The sequence below is a fragment of the Pseudomonas sp. MWU12-2345 genome, from assembly GCF_023242385.1.
GTDB lineage: Bacteria > Pseudomonadota > Gammaproteobacteria > Pseudomonadales > Pseudomonadaceae > Aquipseudomonas > Aquipseudomonas gingeri_D.
The window spans coordinates 214579-238103 of record NZ_JALLJA010000006.1 but is presented as its reverse complement, the minus strand read 5'-3'; the positions used below and the strand labels follow the sequence as shown (position 1 = coordinate 238103).

Here is a 23525-nt window from a genome sequence, read left to right as displayed (position 1 = left end):
GTTGCTTCCAATCATCCGTACCAACACTCGGCACGGACAGTCAGCACTTGGGGTGTAACCAGCACTGTCACACATTGCTGTCACACATCGGTGTCACACCATGGCCTATCTGATCCGTCGCGGCCCCTGTTATTACCTGAACCTCCGGCTCCCCCAACACCTGTACCCACGCTGTCACACCTTGCGTTTGAGCTTAAACGTTCGGCACCGGCAGAGCGCTCTATTCCTCGCTACCGCCCTCGCCCAGCAAGTACATGGACACCTGTCCGAACACCCTCTGGCAGACCTTCAGACGCTGCGTAGGCTTTGCACTCAATGGCGAGATGCATACCCTGCCCCATCCACAATGCATCGCTCACACCTGCCTATAGTCAAGCCCGCGAAACCAGTCGCTGATGGTCCCGCCCTGTCTACCCTGTCAAAGCTCTATATAGAAGAAGGGAAACGCGGCGGTACATGGAGAACCGTCAGTATCTTCGAGGTGGAACGTGCACTACGCGATCTGTTCGATCTGATGGGCAATATGCCCATCGAAGCCTTCGACACTCAACAAGCCCGACTGCTGAAAGAACGGTTGAGCCGCTGCCCGCAATACTTCGGCCTACGCCCCGAATTCGAAGGGAAGACTCTGCGACAGGTCGTCGAATCGGGTGGCACGCACAAGACCATCACGGCGGTAACGGTCAACAATCGACTACGCAAACTCTCGGCGTTTATGAACTGGTGCAAGGCCAACGGCTATATCACCGACAACCCACTGGCCGGACTCAAGATGATGACCGGTGCATCCAAGGAGGCCCGCTTGTCATTCGACAATGACGACCTACGCACACTCCTTGATCTGAACACACTCCAGGCTGAAGCACGCAAGCATCCATGGCGTTACTGGTTACCGCTGCTGGGTAGATGCACAGGAGCACGACTCGAAGAGCTTTGCCAACTGCGCGTGGATGACTTCATCGAACAACAAGGAATCCAGTGCCTACGCATCGACGACACCCATAAAGGACAGAACCTCAAGAATGCCAGCAGTCGTCGCTTACTCCCGATCCACCCCACCCTGATCGAACTCGGTCTGCTACGACACGTGGAGAAGGTCAGGACCAGCGGAGCAGATCGTCTGTTCCGTGAACTTGAACCCGTACGGGGAAAGCTAGGCCATGCACCGTCGAAGTGGTTCGGACGTTACAAGACAAAACGCGGAATCGTCGATCCCAAGAAAACCTTCCACAGCTTTCGGCACACGTTGATTGATGATCTCCGGGATGCAGGGGTCCAGGACTCGCTAATCAAACGTATTGTAGGGCACGAGGACGGCGCAGTGACATTCAGCATCTACGGCAGTCGCAGCCCATTGAGGGCTATGGTGGACGCACTGCGACAGATTGAACTGGCACCTCAAGCTCAAGCCATACAAACATTCATGGGTTCGGAGAGCAACGGTGAATGACATCCGCTTGCTGGTCGATATGACCCCAGGAAAATAAAAAAGGGGTGCATCTCAAAGCTGTTTCCACCGAGAAGGCACCCCAGACAATTACATCAATTCAAAAACAAATAATTAACACCACAGTACACCACCAACAAAACAGCGCCCACAACGTTTCAATCAAATAATCATTCAATACAAGCAAGCAAATCCCAAACAACATCATCACCCCCTAAAATTAAAAATAATTCTTGAAACTGTTTAGATTGGGACGATTTGGCCTCATACTCCACTCAACCAAAACGAAATTCCCGCTGATACCGATGATCACCGTCATTATCAGCAGGGATTAACTCAACCACAAAAAGGTACATTCGTAATGCCCATCAAGTATATTCACACCGCCATTGCCGCCCCAGGGGCTGGAAAAACGAGCGCCGTAATCAATAAGATTCCAGATTATATTGGAAGCGGGTACAACGTCATCATGGCGCTTCCAACTTTAAAATTAAACGACGACATTTTGAAAAGCATGAAAAAAGCGAATCTAACCCCTCTGATCATTAACAGTGATCAGGATGAAATCAAACACAATAAAACATCAGTAACAAGGGTCCTGGCCCAAGCGCTTAAGAGCAAGGCTCATCCGTTGATTATCACGACCCACGACTCCTTGAGACGTACCGACCCTATTCTTCTCAAAGGTTATATCCTGATCATTGACGAAATTCCCGAAATTATGGATATCAATCATTTCACCTTGAAATCCAAAGAAGCAGAAACAATCTTTGCAACCACCAAAGCTTTTAATAATCAACTGCAAATCAAGGATGGTCTGCTTACGGAAATAAAGGCTCGGGTAAAAACGTACAAATCATCAATGTCGAATAAGGATAACGCGTCTACATTATCGGCAGTTGAACATAAAATTTATGACACAATCTTGACCGGAAATATCGTACTCTTTGAAACTGAAAAAAGTGGTTTTATCAACTTCCACACTATTGTTGATAAAACCGTGTTTAATCAGATTGATCGGGCAAGGGAAACCCATATCTTGGCTGCGAATATTGAAGGGGGATTCTTTGACCTTTTTGCGAAGAGAATGGGCTACAAATACACACGCTCGAAGTTCACTCCAGAACCGTCAAAATATAACTGCCCCATCTATATTTATCCGATGTTAAACGGTAGCTGGTCAAAAACAAAAGTACTAGCAAATGAAGAAGGAAACCTGGGATACACTCATGACGGGCAGAACAATCAAATCATTGATCGGGTATTCGAAACAGCAATTCAGCATTCGCCCAATGAAAGCTTTTTGGTCATTCAGAACTCATGGTCTAAATTCAGCGAAAAATATCAACCATCGGCTCAAAAAGTGAATACTAAAATTAAATTTGTCCCGATGGATTGTCGCGGATTGAACTGTTATCAGGACAGCACCGCTGCCTTACTGTTGTTTTCCGGAAAACCAAGCCCAAACGATACAATCTGTCTAAAGGTTGTAGGTGACAGGTACGATATTAATTTAACTGAGCTAATTAAAGCTTGGATCGTTAGAAATAAGAATGAGGCAAGCTTGCAAGCTGTCACCCGCACTGCAATCCGGACTTGGGGAAATACCAAGCCGGTGTACTTTTACGTGCAGGATACAGAAGTCGCGAACTACTTCAAGCAAACGTATATGACGGACGCTATTATTGATCATCGTTTGGCGTTGACCATTTCTGCGAAACCAGACGGCCGGTCTAAAACCCCACCCGATGAAAAAACCAAAGCTATTAACTTCATCAAACATGGGTTCAATAACGGATTTAAACAAGCCGATATCAACAAGGCCGTGACGGAGCTTTGGAAGGTAGCAGAGAGAACTGCCCGTACATGGACAAAAAACGTACGCGAAAGCTTACCAGTCAAGCCTGCCGAAGGCCTGGAACAGTTCTTCGTATAATAGATTCCGCCCGGTGAAAGCTGGGCGGCTAGCCTGCATAAAAACGGCCGCATCCCTAAGAATACTTCTTAGAGATACAGCCAACTTTTAAAATCTTCAAGCATATTCTAAAACCAGAATAGCCATTCCAAGCACAGAGAAGATCAGAACGCACGAAGTGTGTTCTGCGCGAAGCGTGCACCTAGAACAACCTGACGAACTGAACACTATAGTGATTTTAGATTTCAAAACCACTAGAACCATCAATTCTCAGCAGACGGCTTGGATCTTCGAATACCGCTAAAAAACTAGGAGCATTTGAATTCTATCAAACCTTAAAATAGCAATCGGTTCATATGGGTCTACCCAGCCCTGCGGGTGCACTCGCAAGCTCGTGCATACCCATATCAACTTCGCAGAATCCTAGCAGTTCATTTAAACGCTTTTAACGGTATATACCTCCGAGAAGAGAGTCCGTTCCATTCGCCTACGGCGTTGTTTCGGGTGTACTTGACGAACACCAGAAACATCAAGCCCCCTCCTATGCAGCCATATCACATCCCCCTCGCCGAAAGCATCAATATTTTTATATAAATATTTTGCAGCATTTTGGTTTCCAAACATCTATCTCAGTTCTTCCTAGAAAACCAAACTTTAGCAGCACATCTGTTACACCAGTACACCAAAGCATCTGTTTTAGGCAGATTTTATTGGATGTCATTCACCAGACCATCCGGTACAAGTGCTATGTATCTTTCGCATACTTAGACGTTACACCATTCTATCTCATGCTCTATTAAATCAAGGGTATCTTGGATGACACAACAAAAGCGGCACACATGAAAAAGCCCCTAAAAGCGGGGCTTCGTACTACTGTGTTATCCGGCTTTCAAACCTAGCCAAATGCAGCAAGTATCAATAGTGAGGCAATAGTTACGACCACTGATGCAACTGTCCATTTGACCGAAGACAGAAAGGTGGTCTTACTGGCCATCCCGAACCTAAATCCTAACCCCCACAACCTCCACTTATTTGCCGAATACATCACCATCGGTGCAACAATAGCCGCAAGTATCCAGAAGAGCATACCAGGTTCTTGATTGGCCTTGGTTCCTGCAAGCGCAAACCGTGCAAATCCCGTAAGAACTACAATAACCATCAACGCGAATTTGTTCATAACATCCCCCTACAAATTGAGTAATTAGATCGACCCACATGATACGGTGACATCGGCGGTCCTTTCGTCAGGTTGCCAAACGATACGACCGGTCAAATCGGCGGGAATCCGATAGATCAGCTTAGTGTGATAGGTGATTAATGGATTGATAGGTTCGACTGCAACACCAAAGCCATCTCCACCAACCATTTCGACCTTATCAAACTTATAAGTCCTCCCACCTTTATGAATCATTACACTCCCCGGCGATGGATACCTGCTGGTAGTCGAAATGTTCTTGAAACTGGCGTTGAGAATCAGAAACCTTGAACCAGCCCACGATTGAGGTTCTAAGACGGGATTCAGAGTTCCGATCTTCCGACGTGCTACACAACCATTTGCAACAACCTGAAGGCCGCCTACATTCGCCGAGTTGCTTCTAGGATGTAAAAGCTGTTTTTGATAGGTCACATCATCATGAACCGTTTTGTCAAAGCTCTCTTTGTCGACATCGGCCCATGCATTGATCGCAACAAAGGCCAGTCCGCAGAACACCAATTGGCTGGGCACCATTGTCCTTACGCCCGTCAGATGGGCCGGTTGTAGGCTCAATGACGATAGAAGCATCCCGATGTGCCGTTTCATTTTGATCCGTTTCAGGGTTATGCATGGCCGATTGCCATGTGCTTCCAAATTTATCTGAAAATCAGATATCTGAAAAGCGGATATAGCGTGTAGGGCTATTTTCAATGGATAGCCGTATGCCCAAGGCCATTTACCGACCCGAATACGAGGTGTTTCTGACCTTGCTGAAAGACCGACGGATCAAGGCCGGTCTGACACAGGTGGAATGCTCAAACGCACTGGGACGCCCGCAGTCCTTCATGAGCGACGTGGAGCGAGGCACCCGCCGATTGGATATCATCCAGATTCACGACCTGTGTGAGGTGCTTGGATGCGACCTTGTGGAGCTGATCCAGGATTTTACCGATGGGATTCAAAGGATAAAGTGATACACCACCAGTGAGCTCGGGTCCTTGCTGGCCCAAGATGATGAAGCACCGTGATGTGGAGGCATCTTTACTTGGAAAATAGATATTCATCCCACATCAAGGAACACATCCAGTGCCAGACCGTGATGCCACCATCGCCGACGCCCTTGAGCTGATTGCACTCAATCAGAACGCGCTGGGTGCCGCGATAGAAGAGATTTCTCGTTGGGTCCTCGAACGCGGTAGCCAGAACGTCCACGTCAATGTCTTGTCGGCGCTACAAACAATCGACATCAACGCCGAAGGCATCGCCAACGCAATCAAATTGCTACGCCGTTAGCTATCAAAGAACTCTACTTGTCTGGTAGTCCGATAACTGCCCCCAGAAAGCTATCAAATATCTATTGCAGATAGATTTGTGATTCACATATCATAGATCTATCGAAACATATGATAAAGGATAGCTCACCATGAACGCCCACCTCTACTTGCGAGCCAGTACCAAGGATCAAGATGCCCATCGGGCCAAGGTCGTCCTGGAAGCATTCGCAGCTGACAAGGGTCTGACTATTGTCGACGTGTATGCAGAGAACATCAGTGGGACCAAGCTCAACCGTCCCGAGTTGATGCGTCTATTGGATGTTGCTCAACCCGGCGAGATCCTTCTGTGCGAATCCGTAGACAGGTTGAGCCGCTTGTCGCTGGATGATTGGGACAACCTAAAGGCACAGATCAAGAGCAAGGGCCTACGACTGATCATTGCTGACTTACCTACAAGCTGGGAAATGGCATCCAGTGGCATCAGCGGTGAAGTCATGCGGGTTATCAACAATATGCTGATCGACCTCATGTCCACTATGGCCCGACTAGATCAGCAGAAGCGCGTTGAACGTATCAATCAAGGTCTGGCAAACAAGCGTGCTGCTGATCCCGACTGGAAACCTACCGGGAAGTCCAAGGACACTGCGATGTGGGACAAGGTTGTAGCACTGATGGCTAAGCACCCAACCATGTCGGCTGATCAGGTAGCCAAGCTGGCGGACTGTGGCGTTGCAACCGTGTACCGGATCAAGCGTAAGACGAAATAGCCATTGTGGTGGTTCACATACCCGCCTAATGCATGCGTTGTCATACGTGGAGCTCTTGGGAGCAGATGAATTCTGGATAAACGTCCCTTTGCCACTGCCAGTGGCCATACGGTCGATTTCAGCCGGCAGAGCGGGTCAGTTTAGCATCGATACTGAAAGTTATGCCCGACTGACGGCTTCCGGGGGAGGTATGGTCGCCGCTCTATTGGAGCTGTTTTCCTGGTCAGAAATCGGTTATTTTGAACAGTAGCGTTGAGCCATCACCTAGCTGATTCATGTCGCGGATCCGCTTGGTTTAAAAATACCCCAACCGTGAGATTTTAGAATGAACAAGGATCTACAGGGAGCTATTGAAAAAGGGGACTTGATCCTTTTCTTGGGCGCAGGGGCTTCAAAGGGCTGCACCACTTCAAAAGGCCCAGTTTTGGACGGCTCTGGGCTGGCAAAATTTTTAGCCGACATTGGCGGATATAGTTACGATGATGAGCCGCTCGATGAGGTGTATTCAGCCGTTAGAGCAAAGCTTGGGGCAAGGCTAGACTCTAGCCTTGAAGACATATTCAGAAACGCAACTCCTTCTAGTGAATACAGCGACTTAGCCTCTTTTGCGTGGAGGCGTATCTACACACTGAATATTGATGACGCACTTGAAACTGCGTTGCGACTCACCAGAGTACAAAAGCTCCATATCCATTTATCTGCACAGGCAGTGATAGATCAGGATAGTTTTTTTGACAGACTTGACTATGTGAAACTGAACGGCACTATTGATCGACTTGACGAAGGAATCATATTCTCATCAAGCGATTATGCAAAGGCCACTACAAGATCGCTACCTTGGTATGAACAGTGCGGTTCCGACTTTATCAGATCTCCGATTCTTTTTATTGGAACAAAACTTAACGAGCCGCTTCTAAAGTTTCACATTGAACGCTATAAAAGTACTACAGGAAAAGCTCCAGGCCGAAGCTATGTAATAACCCCATCAGCTTCTGACTTTCAAAAAGCGTCGCTTTCCGAATACAACATTGAACACATTCCAGGAACTCTTAGCGACTTCACGAAATGGCTAAAAATGGAGTTCCCAAAGCCCCTAAAGCCTTTGGATCTAGCTATCGCGAGCATCCCTCAACTAGCAGAAATTATTTCATCGAAAGATACTAACCGATATGCGTCGTTATTCGATCATATTTTTCCAGTTAAGCGCACAACGATACCACCTCAAGGCCAAACGACAATCGGTGCTGCAATCCATGATTTCTATAAAGGCTTCCGACCATCGTGGATCGATATTGCAAATGAAATACCTGCGGCTCTAGATGTTTTAAGTAAAACCAAGGAAAGTCTAACTGCCGGCTTCAAAGCCAATAGCATTACACCTTTGATCGGTCCGGCAGGCTCTGGAAAAACCACTCTACTCATGCAACTATGTTATGAGATTTCAAATACCCCTGAGTGGGAAGTTTTCTACATAAATCAACCTATTGATGAGTTACAGGCAACCCTCGAAGCTATAGAGAAATCATCAAAGGCTCCAAGGGTGCTTATCGGCATAGATAATGTTGACTTCTTTTCCGACCAACTTAGAGATGTATTTTTCTCAAGACGGCTACAGAAAAGTATGCTCATTGGCGCTGAGAGGGAAAACATTTGGAAACGAAAAACCAGCGTAAAACTGGATCAGTTTTTCAACTCGCCAATAATTGTCGATCAGTTCAGCAAAGCGGATGCTGAGAAAATTCTCTCTAAATTAGAGATATATGGATCTTGGACGCGTCTTGGACAAATGACTCCCAAGCAGCGAACGGCGGAACTAATCGGTCGCGCCCAAATGCAGCTATTGATCGCTTTGCTTGAGTCTACTTTTGGCCTAGGATTTGGTCAGATTATTGCCAATGAATTTTCCGGACTAACCAAAGAAGATGAAATTGTTACTTTTATGGTTGTCGGCCTAATTACAGATAGAAAATTTGAGGCTCCAGCATCTCTAGTCGATCGTGCTCTAAGTGCTGCTGGCATACATAGTGGGACAACTATTATTTCCGAGAACTTAGCTGGCATTGTAGTAAATAGAGATAATAAGTTATCCGTACGCCATCCCGTCTACATCCGCTACGTACTCGACCACCTTGTAGATCCAACACTAACAATCAAAGCAATAGCCGCACTACTAGAGGCGTTCTCACAGTATAAAACCCCGGTCATTAAGCACGTTGACAAGCTTCACGCTTCCATATACAAAGGTCTAATTAACCATGCATTTCTGCGTGACGTGCTAAAAGGCCGAAGAAACTTAGTATTGCCATTATACAAATCGCTTGAAAAGAAATTCGAACAGGATGGGTTATTTTGGCTTCAATATGGCCTTTCTCTTCGGGATTTTCATGATCAAGATGAATCCTTGGAGAAACTTCGGATTGCTCGTCAAGCATACCCGATGGATCACACGCTACACGCACTCGCGCAACAATTGCTTATTGTAGCGGAACACACTTCGGACAAGCAGACTGCGTTAACGTATGCAGAAGAGTCCAAGACCATACTAAAAGAGCTTGACAGCATTCTCCAAAGCGATGATACGTTCCCTTTAGTGACTCTATCCGAAGGATATACTAAAGTAATGAGACGGCATGCAGGAGAAGCGATTGCTCGTCAACATGCCAGGGAGTTTTCTGAATCATTGAAGAGTAGAAGCGAAACACTCCCCAATGATAGCCGTCTTAGGGAGGCCTATGAACGTATGTTCAGGTATACCGTGACAGGTACTTGGACAGAGGCAGAAAGTGCGTAATTATGCGCACAACTACTTGCTGCACCTGTATAGGTGCAGCATTATAAACAATGAAAAGTAAAGCTACTTGCACGCGAGAATAAATTTAGGTTTTCTATACTAGTCGGCGATTTTTTTGGCACGCGCATCATCTCCAACAAAAATTATCAACTACGTGTCGCAACTTTGGGCGTGTCCTCTGTCGATCATGACTACGTAATGCACTGGTAAACCGATGAAATTGGCTTGTCAGATCGAATGTAAACGGTGGGTAAGTCTGTGCCAATACCCATCAGGAATCTAATCAAGGAGAGATCATGATAGGCCCAGAAGCGTTTAGGTATGTCCGTATCGCTTCATACTGATGAATCAGCTTGGACAGGGCTACGCGAAGGGGTGGCATAGGAGGGGACTGACTACGCGTCCTCAGAAAGGGCTAAAGGGGCTAAATGAGACCACTTTATAGGTATGGTCAAATCAAAAAATAACTGCCATATTTTTTGCCCCCAGAGGTTTCTGGTTGCGAAATTTTAGTACAACACCTACGCACAATACGGAAGCAAACCGGAAAACTTGATCTGCGGGGCTTTTCTATGTATGGCAGAGAGATAGTAGCTCACCATTCATCACCCTCACCTCCGTTAACCCCGTGGATACGGGGATTAAAGCTTCAACAGCAGTACAATCGAGCAGTACAATAGATTATATGACTCGCATTCTACCGTGGCACCTCCAACAAAACAGGGATCTAATGAATGTGTACTTCTCAAGTTACAACGATTGTAAGCGTAGTTGGTGCTGTGGTTGGCTTGGTAGCACTGACAGTAGCATGGACACAGATGAGGATCGCTAGCGCCAAGGTTAAACTCGATCTTTACAATAGAAGATTTGATGTTTATCTAGCGGCTCTTGATTATCACAATGCAATTTGGTTTGGTGACCATGAAAAAGTCAAAGAAATTGGTGTTAGATTCATAAAGTACTTCAGAGAGTCTAGATTTCTGTTTGAAGAGAAAAGCGGAGTCTCCGCCACACTCGAAAAAATGAAAGACAGCGGCCAAACAGTACGTGGGTTTATGGAGCAAGAATTACTGAGACTTAACGGTGCGTTTGATAATGCAGACCAGCTGGGTCCGCTCCGTGAAGCGAGTACAAAGGCACGAGACGGTTTTCATGACCTATTGAAGCAACTTGAGGATCAAATGGGGGGTTACATTGGTTTCAATAATGTCAGGGGTTGGACTCTGTTCTGATGCCTTAGTATACATAACGCCCTTCAAGCTCCTGTGAGCCTCTGTGGGGCATTTTTATCATGTCGGACATGGCTAAATGCACGTTACTCATCCATCATAAGTCTCTTGTCAATGATATCACTGGCCTGTCGTACAACGTGTACGAGATTCCAGTCTTGAGGATCCTCTCCTTGTGCGAGTCCTGTAACCCTCTCGTGCTCATCGGGGGGGGGGATTCTATCTCCCCAGACAACTTGCACTAACAATCCCCGCTTTCTAATACCCCGTGTTTTGATGAATCGCTCATCATCGGCTATTTCAATCGCCAACTTTTCAAAGTGTGTTGCGAGTTGAGCTGCTTCGGCAAGCTACGAGAATGGCTCTTTACCTCGACCCAGCGAGGTATGACATTTCACTACATTCAGCAAGGCCATCAGTGGATAAACCCTTCGCGGAATTTCTGAGCATCGTGATGCACAATCCAGTCAAGCACCTTATAAGGCACATAAAGCCTCTGCTTAGCTCGGGAAATGGCGATGTAGACGGCGCAGATCCGCTGATCGAATTCATAGGCGTCCTTGAATTTCAACGTGGTGAGCAACCCTGGGGTAAGGAGTACATAATCGAACTCCATGCCTCCAGCCTCTTCGGCCCTCATCAACATGCAGCTTCTGCTAGCCTGACCTACCAGAGTGCTCATTCGGGTAACGTCTGCCACCCTGAAACCTCTTTCCAGCTCGGCTTCCACCCAGAGGAAAGAATCGTCAAACTGATTTGCGGCTCGCACTTGCTGCCAATTCGTCCACTCGTTGAAATATGGATGTGCTGTTTCCTCGCTTTGTTGGTGAAAGCGCGGATTGAACAAACCGATGGCTGTGATCATAAAACGCCAAAGGTTCTTCTGTGCGTGGCTGGAATGGAAACTGAACGGGCACTCTAGGTCGCGTAACTGCATTACCCACTTCATGGTGTCCCACAAGGAAGATGTTAGGATGACGCAGCCCTCTGGCGGTACGAAGGCCTCCGGATATTCCTCAATGCCGACATCGGCATGGCGAGCACCTTCAAACGGTTCCTTGGTTTTCCTGGAATGCCGAGAAATCAACGGGTTGACCAGGTGCTCGATGTTGCGTCCCGAGCGTACGGAAAAGCCGATAGTGCTCTGCCGAACCGTTTGCGCACGGGTGGCGACGTCGTTGTCTCCGTGCTGGTATTCGTCCCCCAAGGTCACCAGCACTTGGCGCCCGCGCTCCAGAATCTGAAGTAATGAGGCAGGAACATCCTGGCTTTCATCGACCAGCACATGCGAATAACGAGGTGATACCACACAACCCTCCAGGCTCGCGTACTTGATCATCAGCAACACCTCGAAACCCGTGTGGCGCTCCCATTCCGGATTTGCCTGAACGTAAGTCCACAACCGACTCGAATACTCCAGCAGCACCATAGAGTCCACTTTGGACAATGGTTTGTGTAGAAGAGGTATGTGCTTGGCCGACAAGGTGTAGTCCCGTGAACGGCAATAGAGTTCCAGCATTTTCAAGCAGATATCCATCGTCGCCAGCGCATCGTGCGGTCCCAGCCCGATGATGTTCAGCTTTTGGGCAAGCATTTGCTTGCTCGACCCTACTCCTGCATTTTCCGGATGAGCAACTCGCCGAAGAAGCAGTACCCGTGCGAACTTTCGAAAAGTGCTACAGGTCAGTTCACGGCTGTTGTTTTTCATCCGCTTGCGAAGGATTGCAAGTTTTTCCTCACTGTGCGCAAGTACAAGCGTCTTCTCCGGTCGCAAGCATTCGACCAACGCTCCCATCAGGTGGCTTTTACCGATTCCGGCGTAGCCTTGTACATGCAGGTGCTCATCCAGGTTGGCTCTAAACGTCCTGACCAGATGATCCTGTGCGCCGCTCAGCCAGCGCTCGTCGTGGCCCAAGGTAACCATCTGCCTACGGAAAGGATGATGATGACGGGCGTGTCGATATTTGTATTCGACATCCCACCTACCGCTGGGCAACAGGTACTTCCGGGCTGCGACTTCATCGGCCAGTAGGAAGCGTAGCTTCGATTTCTTGATAGCTTCAATGCCAAAGTAAAGCTTGCTGTGGTCGAACAAACGCTTCGCTTCTGACAACAAATTTGCTGATGTCGGGCTAGTAGCGTCAACCGCCCAGTTCAACAACTTAGCAAGAATTCGCTCGACGGCCGCCGGGGTGAGATCTTTTTCCGTGACCTGTACAAGGTTCTGGATGACCAACAGCGCGGCCAGCTCCGGATCTGTCAGGCCATCGAGGGCCTCCGGGGAGGCGTCGAGCAAGCTTGTGCAGGTTTCTTCTGCGATGGGCAGGAACAATGGAGTGGAGAGATCAAAGTGTTCCGGTTGCATATAACCTCATTACCAACGCTGAAGACACATCGAAGTCAATCCTAGTCATAGGCTTCATCGATTTCGAAGTTATCCGTATCTGTGCCTCTTAGTGATTTATGCAGAAGCGAGTCAACAACGTGCTCAACACGACTCTTGGCAGGCAGAACACTCCGAACGTCGTTAAGCCACCCCAGTTCGATCAATCTGGAGCGAATCGCCTGAGTAGGTACCCCAAGGTCGACACTTAAGACAGCGAGAATCTGATGGAGCGTTTGGATATTGTAGTGTTCATGGTCGACATAAATTACGCCATGACCACGCCATTTAACATCGTAACGCTCAAGCAGCGGCACAAGATGAGCCGCAAGCGTTTCCTTTCGCATCCAGTGCGAAATTTCTGGGCCAGTCAAATCACTCATGGCTGTAATGCTCCCGCTCGTGCGCCCCTGGAGACGGCTACCGTTTTACACGAGAGCTAGTGTACTGGATTAGGTGGAATCGCTGTTGAGATAGGCGTTAGACTGCGGCTATGAATGCACCACTTAGGTGTACCTATACGCTGTCACACTTCGAGATTTTTGACTGAGAAATCCTTGAGAATTCAAGGACTTGCGTTATGGAGGCAACCCCACCAGCCACACCCCGGCACACAATGTTCCCGCTGTGGCTGCTTCCTTCCGGATCTGACCAGGTTCACGGGTAATCGTTGCGGGGGGACCGATGGGGTCACCATAACGACGCCCGCCTGACGGCGAGCTGCGCCATTGTACCTAGATAACGAGAAGTTACAACCGCTTGGTGTCGATAAAAATTCGATGAGGGTCAAGTACTTGTCGGTGTCTGGTGTGTGGCGGTCCTGGGCGTGGATCAAGACCTGTGGCCTGCCAGCGACGGCAGTGGTGGATTCACTGCCGTCATCGCCAGCAAGCCGGCTCCTACAGGTCGGTGTTCCAACGCAAATATCGCCGAGCACGGTCTTGTGGCGAACGGGCTTGCCCGTTCGCCACAAACCTCAGCCAGACTTGAGATTGCTCTTAACCTGACTGGCCCTGCTCAAGGTCAGGCAGGGTGCCCTTGCCTATCCAGCAGGTTATCCACCCGGCTCAAGGCCAAATCGACCAGATGCACCACACCCAAGGCCAGCTTGCGATTGGACCCCTGCAGGTTGTCCGCACACTCGTAGGCAGTGGCCGAAGCCGATTGGAGGATTTCGTCGATTTGAGCCAAAGCGTCTTCGGTAGTCAGCCGTTCGTGTCGGCGACGCGGGGTGTTGTCCGGTGGTAACTCGTAGTGAGCGAAAGCTCGTTCGATGGCCAACTGGCTGGCAAGAGACGACAGGTCTTCGGTTGGGGGATTGGGGGTGATCTTGAACATAGTGATGGTCCTAAGTTGCTGAGTGGGAGCCATCACCCGTTCGCTTGCACGCGAATTAGGGTGGCAGCTGTACGCAGGTGTGCAAGACCGGGGCAACATAGGAAACCCGGCAGATCCCGAAGATCTCCCGCGCACAGCCACCATAACGCCAGATTTCAGACACAGAGAATGACTGAAGGCGAGGAGCGACAGTGCGCCTGATGTTGCGAACCGGACTTGCACGTCCACATCACCGATTTTGCGGTGACGGAATGCAGACTAGCCGCCGGTTCGAACAGGCGCAACGGGCTGGGATTTTCTAGGAAATTTCAGGCAAGTGAAAGGGATCTTTCGACAACACCACACCGAGAATTGACTGGATGCTGACAAGTAAGACTCATGCAGAAACATTGAGCCAACCTGGAGAATCTAACCATGCTCGCAAACACAGTAGTTTTTACTCACACTGACAAGCCCATCAAAGATGAAACGCTACAGTTCAAATCGCCAGAGCTGAGCACCAGCACCTTGAAGGCAATGAAAGAAGCCAGACAAGGTAGCTTGAAATCGTTCGACTCCATAGAGGACTTGATGGCGGATCTGAACGCAGAAGGATGATTTATCGAAAACCGGATGACGCGACCTTGCACTTCATCCAACTCGGCTCAAACAGCGAACTGGGCTTGTAAAAAAACCTCAGGACGCGACCTGCAACACCTCATCCGCCCGGCCACCCTCCTCCTGGATCACCAGGTGGATGAAGTGCAGCTTGGCGATGGTCGCCGGCGGTAGCACAAAGGGGTAGAAATCCGGCTGTCCCATGCTGCGGGACAGTTCGTTGAGCATGCCCGCCAGCTCGATCCAGGCGTTGACGAACGACAGGAACGCCGGCCCCTCCGGATGTTGCGGGTCGTAGAGCGCGCTCAGGGGAAACGACGGGTAGTCGAAATCCGATTCCTTGGCACTCATGCCAAAGCCCAGCGCCGTGTCCACCGCATCCATCATGTGCAGGTAATGCGCCCAGGTCTCAGCCCAGTCTTCCCAGGGATGCATGGTCGCGTAGGCGCTGACGAAGTGTTGCGACCAGTCCTGCGGGGCACCCTGCTGGTAATGACGCTCCAGGGCGTCGGCATAGCTGGCGCGCTCGTCACCGAACAGGCCGCGAAACTGTTCCAGCCAGTGGCTGTTGGCAATCAGCCGATCCCAGTAGTAATGACCTACTTCATGGCGGAAATGGCCGAGCAAGGTGCGGTACGGCTCGCGCATCTGCACGCGGACTTTTTCCCGGTGTTCGTCGTCGGCCTCCTTGATGTCGAGGGTGATCAGGCCGTTGGCGTGGCCGGTCATGGGGGCCTTGCCCTCCAGGTCGACACCGACGAAGTCAAAGGCCAGGCCGCTTTCTTCGTCCCAGGTTTTCGGGATGACTCGCAGGCCCAAGGTGATCAGCTGGGCCACCAGGCGGCGCTTGGCGGTTTCGACCTTGCGCCAACGCTCGGGGTTTTCCGTGATGGACAGGTCGGGGATGGTCCGGTTGAGGGCGCACGCGGTGCACAGGGCGCTGCCGTGGGCGTAGGGAATCACCCAGTTGCAGGCGGCCGCGGTGTCGAGGTTGGCGCAGCGGCGGAACAGGCCTGCGTCGGGGTCGCTGTCCAGTTGCCAGCTCTCTGGGTAGGGGCCGGGTTGGAGGGATGACAGTACACTGCCCTGAGGCTCGTAGCCCAGGGCCGCGGAACAGGCCAGGCATTGGCTGTTGCGGAAGAATACCGATTGATCGCAACGGCAACGCCAGACCTTGCTGTTGCGCGAGGGTTCGCTGATGAAGGGCGCGGCGATGCGGGAACTGAGTTGTTCGAAGAACCGGTACATGGCGATCTCTCCAGGGGCCTGCCTAGACTAGATCATTGGGCATGGTGGTGGGTTCCCTGATGCAGGGAAGAAACATCGGCGGTCGGAACGTGGCTCGCCGCGGAAGATTTGGTGGCCTCAAGGGCCTCTTCGCGGGCAAGCCCTGCTCCTACAGTTTCGTGTCGGATGAAAGTTGTGTGTACGACCTAGGCCTGTAGGAGCATGGCTTGCCAGCGAAGCTTTTGGCGGTCTCCAGGACGCCATCGCCAGCAAGCCGACTCCTACAGGAGATTGCGGCACTTTCGGGCTTAGACCTCGATACCACGGCCCTTCAGGAACGCCACGAACGCCTCTTCATCCAGCACCTTGAGCCCCAGTTCGTTGGCCTTCGCCAGTTTCGAGCCGGCACCTGGGCCCGCCACCACGCAATGGGTCTTGGCCGAGACCGAACCCGCTACCTTGGCTCCCAGGCTTTCCAGCTTGTCCTTCGCCACATCGCGGCTCATCAGTTCCAGCGAGCCCGTCAGCACCCAGGTCTGCCCCGTCAGCGGCAAACCTTCCACAGCCTTTTTCTCGCTCTGCCAATGCATGCCGAAATCACGCAGTTGCGCTTCAATCGCCAAGGCTCGCCGGGCATTCTCCGGCTGGGCGAAGAACTCACGCACGGCATTGGCCGGCTTTTCACTCAAGGTCTGGCGCAGATCCAGCCAGTCCGCCGCGATAACACCTTCGACCGAACCGAACTTGGCCGCCAGCTTTTCCGCCGCCGTCGGCCCCACCGAGCTGATATCCAGCTTGGCGATCAGCCCGCCCAGGGTAGTGCTGGCGGCAAACTCGGCGCCCAGCTCCCCCTGGTCCTGCAATTCCAGCCCACGCTCCAGCAGTTCCTTGATAACCGTGCGATTGTGCTCGTCTTCAAAGAAGCTGTGGATCTCATGGGCCACTTCCATGCCGACATCCGGCAGGTAGGTCAGGACCGACGGCAGCGCCTGCATGACCCGCTCCAGCGAGCCAAGGCTACGCGCCAGAACCTTGGCCGTTTCCTCGCCCACATCGGGAATACCCAGGGCATAGATAAACCGCGCCAGGCTCGGCTTCTTGCTGTCGGCAATCGCCTCCAGCAGGTTGCGTGTCGAGAGTTCGGCAAAGCCTTCCAGGTCGACGATCTGCTCATACGCCAAGGTGTAGAGATCCGCTGGCGAGGCGATCAGCTTTTCATCCACCAACTGCTCGATAGTCTTGTCCCCCAGGCCTTCGATATCCATGGCCCGACGGGAGACAAAATGGATGATCGCCTGCTTGAGCTGCGCGCCACAGGCCAATCGGCCGACGCAGCGATACACCGCGCCTTCGCTGATCGTCTCGCGGCCCTTGCTGCGCTTGACCAGTTGCGTGCGCTCGACATGGGAGCCACACACCGGGCAGCTTTCCGGGATCTGCACTGCGCGGGCATTGTCCGGGCGCCGTTCGGTCACGACCTGCACCACTTGCGGAATCACGTCGCCGGCCCGGCGAATGATCACGGTGTCGCCAATCATCAGTCCCAGACGGGCCACTTCATCCATATTGTGCAAGGTGGCGTTGGACACGGTCACGCCCGCGACCTTGACCGGCTTCAGTCGGGCCACGGGGGTGACGGCACCGGTACGACCGACCTGGAATTCCACGTCGAGCAATTCGGTAAGTTCTTCCATGGCCGGAAACTTGTGAGCAATCGCCCAACGCGGCTCACGAGCACGGAAACCCAGTTCACGCTGGGACGCCAGGCTGTTGACCTTGAACACCACACCGTCGATTTCGTAGGGCAGCGCGTTACGCCGCTCACCGATATCGCGGTAATAATCCAGGCACTCGCCGATACCTTTCGCCAGCTTCAGTTCACGACTGACCGGCATGCCCCAGGCCTTGAGTTGCTGGAGGTTGCCGATATGGGTGTCGGCAATCTCGGCGGACACCTGGCCCAGGCCGTAGCAGCAGAACTCCAGCGGACGGCTGGCGGTGATCTTCGAGTCCAGCTGGCGCAGGCTGCCGGCTGCGGCATTGCGCGGGTTGGCAAAGGTCTTGCCGCCGGCTTCCAGCTGCGAGGCGTTCAGACGCTCGAAGCCGGCCTTGGACATAAAGACTTCACCACGTACCTCCAGGGTCGCCGGCCAGCCGCTGCCGTGAAGCTTGAGGGGGATGTTGCGCACGGTGCGCACGTTGACGCTGATATCTTCGCCGGTGGTGCCGTCGCCACGGGTGGCGCCACGGACCAGGGCGCCGTCCTGGTACAGCAGGCTGACCGCCAGGCCGTCGAGCTTGGGTTCACAACTGTATTCAACTTCGGCGCCGCCACCGAACAGGTCGCCGGTCGGCAGGTCGAGGCCTTCGCTGACCCGACGATCGAACTCACGCATATCGGTTTCTTCGAAGGCGTTGCCCAAGCTGAGCATGGGGATTTCATGCCGGACCTGGGTGAAGGCCGACAGTGCCGCGCTGCCGACGCGCTGGGTCGGTGAATCGGCGCTGACCAGTTCCGGATGCTCGGCCTCCAGGGCCTTGAGTTCGTGGAACAGGCGATCGTACTCGGCGTCCGGAATGCTCGGCTCGTCGAGGACGTGGTAACGGTAGTTGTGCTGATCCAGTTCAGCGCGCAGCTCTAGAATCCGGGTGTGGGCGGCGGTCATGGAGTTCTCTCAAAAGCAAAAAGAGCAGCCGAGGCTGCTCAATATGTTAGTGCGGTAGGAGCCGGTTCGCTGGCGATGAGCGCAAAGCGCTCAGCCATTCAACGCTTCTGGGTCAAGGCGCGACGTTCGAACTCAACGATGCGCTGACGGTAGTGCTCGATGGTCTGGGCGGTCAGCACACTACGCTGGTCATCCTTCAGTTCGCCATTGAGCTCTTGTGACAATTTGCGAGCGGCGGCGACCATCACGTCGAACGCCTGCTTCGGATGACGCGGGCCCGGCAGACCGAGGAAGAAGCTCACCGCCGGAGTGGTGAAGTGGTCGATATCGTCGAGATCGAAGACACCCGGCTTCACCGCGTTGGCCATGGAGAACAGCACTTCGCCGTTACCCGCCATGCTTTCGTGGCGATGGAAAATATCCATCTCGCCGAAACGCAGGCCGCTTTCCAGAATGTTCTGCAACAGCGCCGGGCCTTTGAAACCGTTGGTGTCGCGGCTGATCACGCTGATCACCAAGACTTCTTCCGCCGTTGGCTGTTCCTTTTCCTGACGCGCCGCTGGCTTGTTGCCTTCCTCGGGGAAGTCATCGTCTCGGCTGCTGAAGCTCGGGCCTTCATCCAGGTCCAGGTTCAAATCGCCCTGGCTCGGCTCGCCACCACGCTTGCCGCGCTTGGACGGCTTCTCGCGGCCTTCACGCGCCGGCATGCTCACGGACGGCAGGTCATGCTCGTCCAGCTGAGGTTCCTTGTGGGTGTCCAGCACCCGGGCCGGGCCCAGCAATTCGGCGCTGGTGTCCTCGTCCGGCAGGTTCGACAGGCTCCGGTCCAAACGGAACTTGAGCTTGCCCTTGCCACCGCGCATCCGGCGCCAGCCATCAAAAAGAATACCGGCAATGACTATGATGCCGATGACGATCAGCCACTCGCGCAGACCGATTTCCATGTAATCCCGTGCCTCTAAATAAATGGTTCTATGAAGAAAGGGCTGAAACCCCTTTAAAGCGTGGCGCCAACTCTATGTTCTGACAGGCATTTTTTCCCACGCACAAGAAAACTTGACATTAAATTAACACGACACAAGGAAACTTTACACCGTCTGTCGTACAGGCTTGCATTTATAAGTCCCCAAGGATCAGTGCTAGTTCCCACAATGCCCAAGGAAATCCCCTTACGCCTCGAATATCTTTGCCTCAACGGCGGACGATTCAGGCGTCCACCAGGGCCATGGCCTCCTCCACATCCACCGCCACCAGCCGTGAGCAACCCGGCTCGTGCATGGTCACGCCCATCAGTTGATCGGCCATTTCCATGGCGATCTTGTTGTGGGTGATATAGATGAACTGCACCGTTTGTGACATCTCTTTGACAAGTCGGGCATACCGTCCAACGTTAGCGTCATCCAACGGCGCGTCAACTTCGTCGAGCATACAAAACGGTGCCGGATTCAATTTGAAAATGGCAAACACCAGGGCCAGGGCTGTCAGGGCCTTTTCGCCGCCGGAGAGCAAATGGATGGTGCTGTTCTTCTTGCCCGGGGGCCGCGCCATGATGGTGACCCCGGTGTCGAGCAGATCATCACCGGTGAGCTCCAGGTAAGCGCTGCCGCCGCCGAACACTTTTGGAAACAAAGCTTGTATGCCGGCGTTGATCTGATCGAAGGTGTCCTTGAAGCGATTGCGGGTTTCCTTGTCGATCTTGCGAATCACGTTTTCCAGGGTATCGAGGGCTTCAACCAGGTCGGCGTTCTGGGCATCCAGGTAACGTTTACGCTCGGATTGTTGCTGGTATTCGTCGATGGCCGCGAGGTTGATCGCGCCCAACCGCTGGATGCGCGCGGCGATGCGTTCGAGTTCTTCCTCGGCTTCCTTCTCGCTGGCCTCGGCCGTCAGGGTGGCGAGCACGCCGTGCAGGTCGTAGCCGTCTTCCAGCAACTGATCCTGCAAGGTCTTGCGTCGTACGTTGAGGGCCTGCCATTCCATACGCTGCTGTTCGAGCTGGCCGCGAATCAGCTGTGACTGCTGTTCGGCCTGGCTGCGGCGTTTTTCGGCGTCACGCAACTCGCGGTCGGCGTCTTCCAGGGCGATCTGCGCGGTCTTGAGTTCGACGTCGACGCTCAGGCGCTTGTCGAGCAGTTCTTCGAGCTTGAGGCGCAGCTCTTCCAGCGGCGCCTCGCCCTCCTCCAGGTTCAGGCTCAGCTGCTCGCGTTTTTCGCTCAGGCGCTCGGATTGCAGTTCCAGGCGTTCCAGGGCCTGGCGGGTGGAATCATGCTGAGCCTTGAGGGAGCCGAGGCGTACCGCCAGTTGATGGGCATGGTCCTTGTGCTGGCGGGCTTCCTGGCGAACCCGATCGAGACGCTCGCGCAGGCTGTCGCGCTGGGCCAGCAGCAACTCGCGCTGCTCGGTGTCGACGGCCATGGTGTCGAGGGCCTCTTGCAGTTGCAGGCGGGCCTCACCGACTTCTTCGTGTTCCTGGGCACGCTGCTCGCCCAGTTCGCCCTGCTCTTCATCGAGACGGGTACGGCGCAATTGCAGTTGCTCGGCCTTGGCCTTGCTGGCCGACAGCTTGGCCTTCAGCTCACCCTGCTGGCGGGCTTCGTCCTGCAGCAGACGGCGCAGATGCTCACGTCCGGTTTCCTGCTGGCGCTGGGTGGCGCGCAGGGTTTGCAAACGGGTTTCGAGGCTGGCCAGGGTTTCTTCACGCTCTTCACGCTCCAGGCCCAGGCGCTGGATCTCCTGACCCCGGGCAAGAACGCCGCTCTCGGCCTCGCTGGCCCGACGCACCCGCAGGAAATGCCGCCCGACCCAGAAACCGTCGCGACTGATCAGGCTTTCCCCTGCCGCCAACTGGCCGCGCAGGGACAAGGCTTGCTCAAGGCTTTCAACCGGCTTGACCTGACCCAGCCAGGGCGACAGATCGATATCCGCCTCGACCTTCTCCAGCAGGCTGCCCGGCACCCGGGTGCCGTCCGGCGCCGGGCTGAGCAGACGCAGATCGCCCTGCTGGAAACCGCCGAGGTCGAGACCGGCGAAATCATCCACCAGCACGGCCTGCAAGTCGGCGCCGAGCACGGTTTCCACCGCCAGCTCCCAACCCGCCTCTACCTTCAAGCCTTCGGCCAGGCGCGGACGCTGCGCCAACTGCTGCTCACGCAGCCACTCGGCCGTGCCGGTGCCCGGATCGAGCGCCGCCTGCTGCAAGGCTTCGAGGGACGCCAGGCGGCCATTGAGGCGCTGCAAGTCGCCCTGGGCCTGTTGCTGATCCTGCATGGCCTGCTGCAAATCCTGGCGCAGTTGTTCCAGGCGCTCGACCTGGCCTTCTTCGCTGGCCTGCAAATCTTCCAGGGTCTGCTCGCTCTCGGCCAACTGCTCGCTGAGTTCAAGGATGGCCGCGTCTTCCGGGTCCGCCGAGAGCAAGGCGCGCTCTTCGGCCAGACGCCGCTGGCGCTCGGCCAGACGTTCCATGCTGGTTTCCAGCTGCTGGATCCGCGACTGCTGGACTTCGGCCTGGCGCCGCGGCTCGGCCGAGCTCAGGTTGAAGTTGTCCCACTGTTCCTGCCAGCCGTGCATGGTGGTTTCCGACTCTTCCAACGCGGCGGCGGCTTCTTCGGCAGCGGCGCTGGTCACCTCCTGCTCGGGTTCGAGCATGGCCAGCTCTTCACCGAGGGTCGCCAGCAAGGTGCGGTCGTGACCCAGGTGCGATTCGGTTTCCAGACGGGCGCGCTCGGCTTCACGCAGATCGTCCTGCAACTGGCGCAGACGCTGCTGGCCATGCTGGATGCTCTGCTCGACCCGGGCGATATCGCCACCGACCGAATAGAAGCGTCCCTGCACCAGATTGAAGCGTTCGGACAGCTCATGGTGCCCGTCCCGCAGGCGCTCGATGCTGGCGTCGGCGTTGCGCTGCTCGGCCACCAGGGCTTCGAAGCTGATTTCCTGGTTGCCGATAATCGCTTCGCGCTGGCCGACCTGTTCGTTCAGTGCCTGCCAGCGCAGGGCCGACAGTTGGGCCTTGAGCTGACGCTCCTCGCCCTTGTATTCCTGATACTTCTCGGCCGCCTGGGCCTGCCGGTGCAGGCGTTCGAGCTGGCGCTCCAGCTCTTCGCGCAGGTCGGTCAGGCGCGCCAGGTTTTCATGGGTGCGACGAATACGGTTTTCGGTCTCGCGACGGCGCTCCTTGTACTTGGAGATGCCCGCCGCTTCCTCGATGAAATTGCGCAGGTCCTCGGGCTTGGCTTCGATCAGCTTGGAGATCATCCCCTGCTCGATGATCGAGTAGCTGCGCGGACCCAGGCCGGTGCCGAGGAAGATATCGGTGATGTCCCGGCGCCGGCATTTGGTGCCGTTGAGGAAGTAGCTGTTCTGGCTGTCGCGGGTGACCTTGCGGCGAATGGAAATTTCCGCGTAGGCGGCGTATTCACCAATCAGGGTGCCGTCGGAGTTGTCGAACACCAGTTCGATGCTCGCCTGGCTCACCGGCTTGCGGCTGGTGGAGCCGTTGAAGATGACGTCGGTCATCGACTCGCCGCGCAGGTTCTTCGCCGAGCTCTCGCCCATCACCCAGCGGACGGCGTCGATGATGTTCGACTTGCCGCAACCGTTGGGACCGACCACCGCCGCCATGTTACTGGGGAAGTTCACCGTGGTCGGGTCGACGAAGGATTTGAACCCCGCCAACTTGATGCACTTGAGCCGCACG

At 53.5% G+C, this 23525-nt stretch carries 17 protein-coding genes and 1 other RNA gene; 8 read left to right on the top strand and 10 right to left on the bottom strand.

All coding sequences use genetic code 11. From position 1 onward, the window contains the following. Positions 1-100: 100 nt before the first annotated feature. Positions 101-1450 carry a site-specific integrase gene (locus tag M5C71_RS14910; RefSeq protein ID WP_248768131.1) on the top strand — a complete coding sequence of 450 codons (1350 nt, stop codon included), beginning with the start codon at positions 101-103 and terminating at the stop codon, positions 1448-1450. 358 nt (positions 1451-1808) lie between these two features. Next, positions 1809-3383, top strand: coding sequence for a hypothetical protein (locus M5C71_RS14905; protein WP_248768130.1), 1575 nt, complete (start codon positions 1809-1811; stop codon positions 3381-3383). Positions 3384-4257: 874 nt separating this feature from the next. Here the strand turns inward: M5C71_RS14905 and M5C71_RS14900 are convergent. Together M5C71_RS14900 and M5C71_RS14895 are read right to left on the bottom strand one after the other, a co-directional pair. Next, positions 4258-4539 carry a hypothetical protein gene (locus tag M5C71_RS14900; protein ID WP_103498446.1) on the bottom strand — a complete coding sequence of 94 codons (282 nt, stop codon included), beginning with the start codon at positions 4537-4539 and terminating at the stop codon, positions 4258-4260. A 24-nt stretch (positions 4540-4563) separates the two neighbouring features. Continuing rightward, positions 4564-5163: a hypothetical protein gene (locus tag M5C71_RS14895; RefSeq protein WP_247263311.1), complete on the bottom strand. Its 600-nt coding sequence runs from the start codon at positions 5161-5163 to the stop codon at positions 4564-4566. A gap of 116 nt (positions 5164-5279) precedes the next feature. On the opposite strand from M5C71_RS14895, the gene M5C71_RS14890 reads away from it, so the two are divergent. The 5 genes from M5C71_RS14890 to M5C71_RS14870 all read left to right on the top strand — a co-directional run bounded on the left by M5C71_RS14890 (position 5280) and on the right by M5C71_RS14870 (position 10621). Then, entirely contained in the window at positions 5280-5531 is a 252-nt protein-coding gene (locus tag M5C71_RS14890) for a helix-turn-helix transcriptional regulator (RefSeq protein ID WP_103498447.1), read from the top strand. A gap of 112 nt (positions 5532-5643) precedes the next feature. Further along, the gene (locus M5C71_RS14885) at positions 5644-5850 is read left to right on the top strand and encodes a hypothetical protein (protein ID WP_103498448.1); all 207 of its coding nucleotides are present in this window, start codon (positions 5644-5646) and stop codon (positions 5848-5850) included. Positions 5851-5980: 130 nt separating this feature from the next. Then, complete coding sequence (locus M5C71_RS14880; RefSeq protein ID WP_248768129.1) at positions 5981-6598, top strand: recombinase family protein; 618 nt, start codon at positions 5981-5983, stop codon at positions 6596-6598. Positions 6599-6923: 325 nt separating this feature from the next. Beyond that, positions 6924-9389, top strand: a complete 2466-nt coding sequence (locus M5C71_RS14875; RefSeq protein ID WP_248768128.1) for an SIR2 family protein — start codon at positions 6924-6926, stop codon at positions 9387-9389. 734 nt (positions 9390-10123) lie between these two features. Next, positions 10124-10621 carry a hypothetical protein gene (locus M5C71_RS14870; RefSeq protein WP_248768127.1) on the top strand — a complete coding sequence of 166 codons (498 nt, stop codon included), beginning with the start codon at positions 10124-10126 and terminating at the stop codon, positions 10619-10621. A gap of 412 nt (positions 10622-11033) precedes the next feature. Here the strand turns inward: M5C71_RS14870 and M5C71_RS14865 are convergent, their stop codons facing one another. The 4 genes from M5C71_RS14865 to M5C71_RS14850 form a co-directional block, all read right to left on the bottom strand. Then, on the bottom strand, positions 11034-12983 hold the full coding sequence (locus M5C71_RS14865; protein ID WP_248768126.1) for a hypothetical protein: 1950 nt from the start codon (positions 12981-12983) through the stop codon (positions 11034-11036). Between the two features lie 41 nt (positions 12984-13024). Further along, positions 13025-13384, bottom strand: coding sequence for a hypothetical protein (locus tag M5C71_RS14860; RefSeq protein WP_248768125.1), 360 nt, complete (start codon positions 13382-13384; stop codon positions 13025-13027). Positions 13385-13591: 207 nt separating this feature from the next. Continuing rightward, an RNA gene (gene ffs / locus M5C71_RS14855) (signal recognition particle sRNA small type) lies at positions 13592-13688 on the bottom strand. A gap of 336 nt (positions 13689-14024) precedes the next feature. Continuing rightward, complete coding sequence (locus M5C71_RS14850; RefSeq protein WP_248768124.1) at positions 14025-14339, bottom strand: hypothetical protein; 315 nt, start codon at positions 14337-14339, stop codon at positions 14025-14027. Positions 14340-14753: 414 nt separating this feature from the next. Here M5C71_RS14850 and M5C71_RS14845 point away from each other — a divergent pair, with 414 nt between their 5' ends. Further along, positions 14754-14936: a hypothetical protein gene (locus M5C71_RS14845; protein ID WP_152737293.1), complete on the top strand. Its 183-nt coding sequence runs from the start codon at positions 14754-14756 to the stop codon at positions 14934-14936. A gap of 78 nt (positions 14937-15014) precedes the next feature. Here M5C71_RS14845 and M5C71_RS14840 read toward each other — a convergent pair whose 3' ends face one another. From M5C71_RS14840 to smc, 4 genes are all read right to left on the bottom strand, one after another. Continuing rightward, the gene (locus M5C71_RS14840) at positions 15015-16184 is read right to left on the bottom strand and encodes a putative zinc-binding metallopeptidase (RefSeq protein ID WP_248768123.1); all 1170 of its coding nucleotides are present in this window, start codon (positions 16182-16184) and stop codon (positions 15015-15017) included. Positions 16185-16471: 287 nt separating this feature from the next. Continuing rightward, on the bottom strand, positions 16472-18829 hold the full coding sequence (gene ligA, locus M5C71_RS14835) for an NAD-dependent DNA ligase LigA (protein WP_248768122.1): 2358 nt from the start codon (positions 18827-18829) through the stop codon (positions 16472-16474). Between the two features lie 98 nt (positions 18830-18927). Next, on the bottom strand, positions 18928-19773 hold the full coding sequence (zipA, locus tag M5C71_RS14830; protein ID WP_248768121.1) for a cell division protein ZipA: 846 nt from the start codon (positions 19771-19773) through the stop codon (positions 18928-18930). 262 nt (positions 19774-20035) lie between these two features. Beyond that, positions 20036-23524, bottom strand: coding sequence for a chromosome segregation protein SMC (gene smc / locus M5C71_RS14825; RefSeq protein ID WP_177102549.1), 3489 nt, complete (start codon positions 23522-23524; stop codon positions 20036-20038). Position 23525 lies beyond the last annotated feature (1 nt).

What these genes read in the sequence shown, in the direction of transcription:
- M5C71_RS14910 (WP_248768131.1), top strand. Translation starts at nt 101, where the DNA reads ATGGCCTATCTGATCCGTCGCGGCCCCTGTTATTACCTGAACCTCCGG.
- M5C71_RS14905 (WP_248768130.1), top strand. Translation starts at nt 1,809, where the DNA reads ATGCCCATCAAGTATATTCACACCGCCATTGCCGCCCCAGGGGCTGGA.
- M5C71_RS14900 (WP_103498446.1), bottom strand. Translation starts at nt 4,539, where the DNA reads ATGAACAAATTCGCGTTGATGGTTATTGTAGTTCTTACGGGATTTGCA.
- M5C71_RS14895 (WP_247263311.1), bottom strand. Translation starts at nt 5,163, where the DNA reads ATGAAACGGCACATCGGGATGCTTCTATCGTCATTGAGCCTACAACCG.
- M5C71_RS14890 (WP_103498447.1), top strand. Translation starts at nt 5,280, where the DNA reads ATGCCCAAGGCCATTTACCGACCCGAATACGAGGTGTTTCTGACCTTG.
- M5C71_RS14880 (WP_248768129.1), top strand. Translation starts at nt 5,981, where the DNA reads ATGAACGCCCACCTCTACTTGCGAGCCAGTACCAAGGATCAAGATGCC.
- M5C71_RS14875 (WP_248768128.1), top strand. Translation starts at nt 6,924, where the DNA reads ATGAACAAGGATCTACAGGGAGCTATTGAAAAAGGGGACTTGATCCTT.
- M5C71_RS14870 (WP_248768127.1), top strand. Translation starts at nt 10,124, where the DNA reads ATGTGTACTTCTCAAGTTACAACGATTGTAAGCGTAGTTGGTGCTGTG.
- M5C71_RS14865 (WP_248768126.1), bottom strand. Translation starts at nt 12,983, where the DNA reads ATGCAACCGGAACACTTTGATCTCTCCACTCCATTGTTCCTGCCCATC.
- M5C71_RS14860 (WP_248768125.1), bottom strand. Translation starts at nt 13,384, where the DNA reads ATGAGTGATTTGACTGGCCCAGAAATTTCGCACTGGATGCGAAAGGAA.
- M5C71_RS14850 (WP_248768124.1), bottom strand. Translation starts at nt 14,339, where the DNA reads ATGTTCAAGATCACCCCCAATCCCCCAACCGAAGACCTGTCGTCTCTT.
- M5C71_RS14845 (WP_152737293.1), top strand. Translation starts at nt 14,754, where the DNA reads ATGCTCGCAAACACAGTAGTTTTTACTCACACTGACAAGCCCATCAAA.
- M5C71_RS14840 (WP_248768123.1), bottom strand. Translation starts at nt 16,184, where the DNA reads ATGTACCGGTTCTTCGAACAACTCAGTTCCCGCATCGCCGCGCCCTTC.
- ligA (WP_248768122.1), bottom strand. Translation starts at nt 18,829, where the DNA reads ATGACCGCCGCCCACACCCGGATTCTAGAGCTGCGCGCTGAACTGGAT.
- zipA (WP_248768121.1), bottom strand. Translation starts at nt 19,773, where the DNA reads ATGGAAATCGGTCTGCGCGAGTGGCTGATCGTCATCGGCATCATAGTC.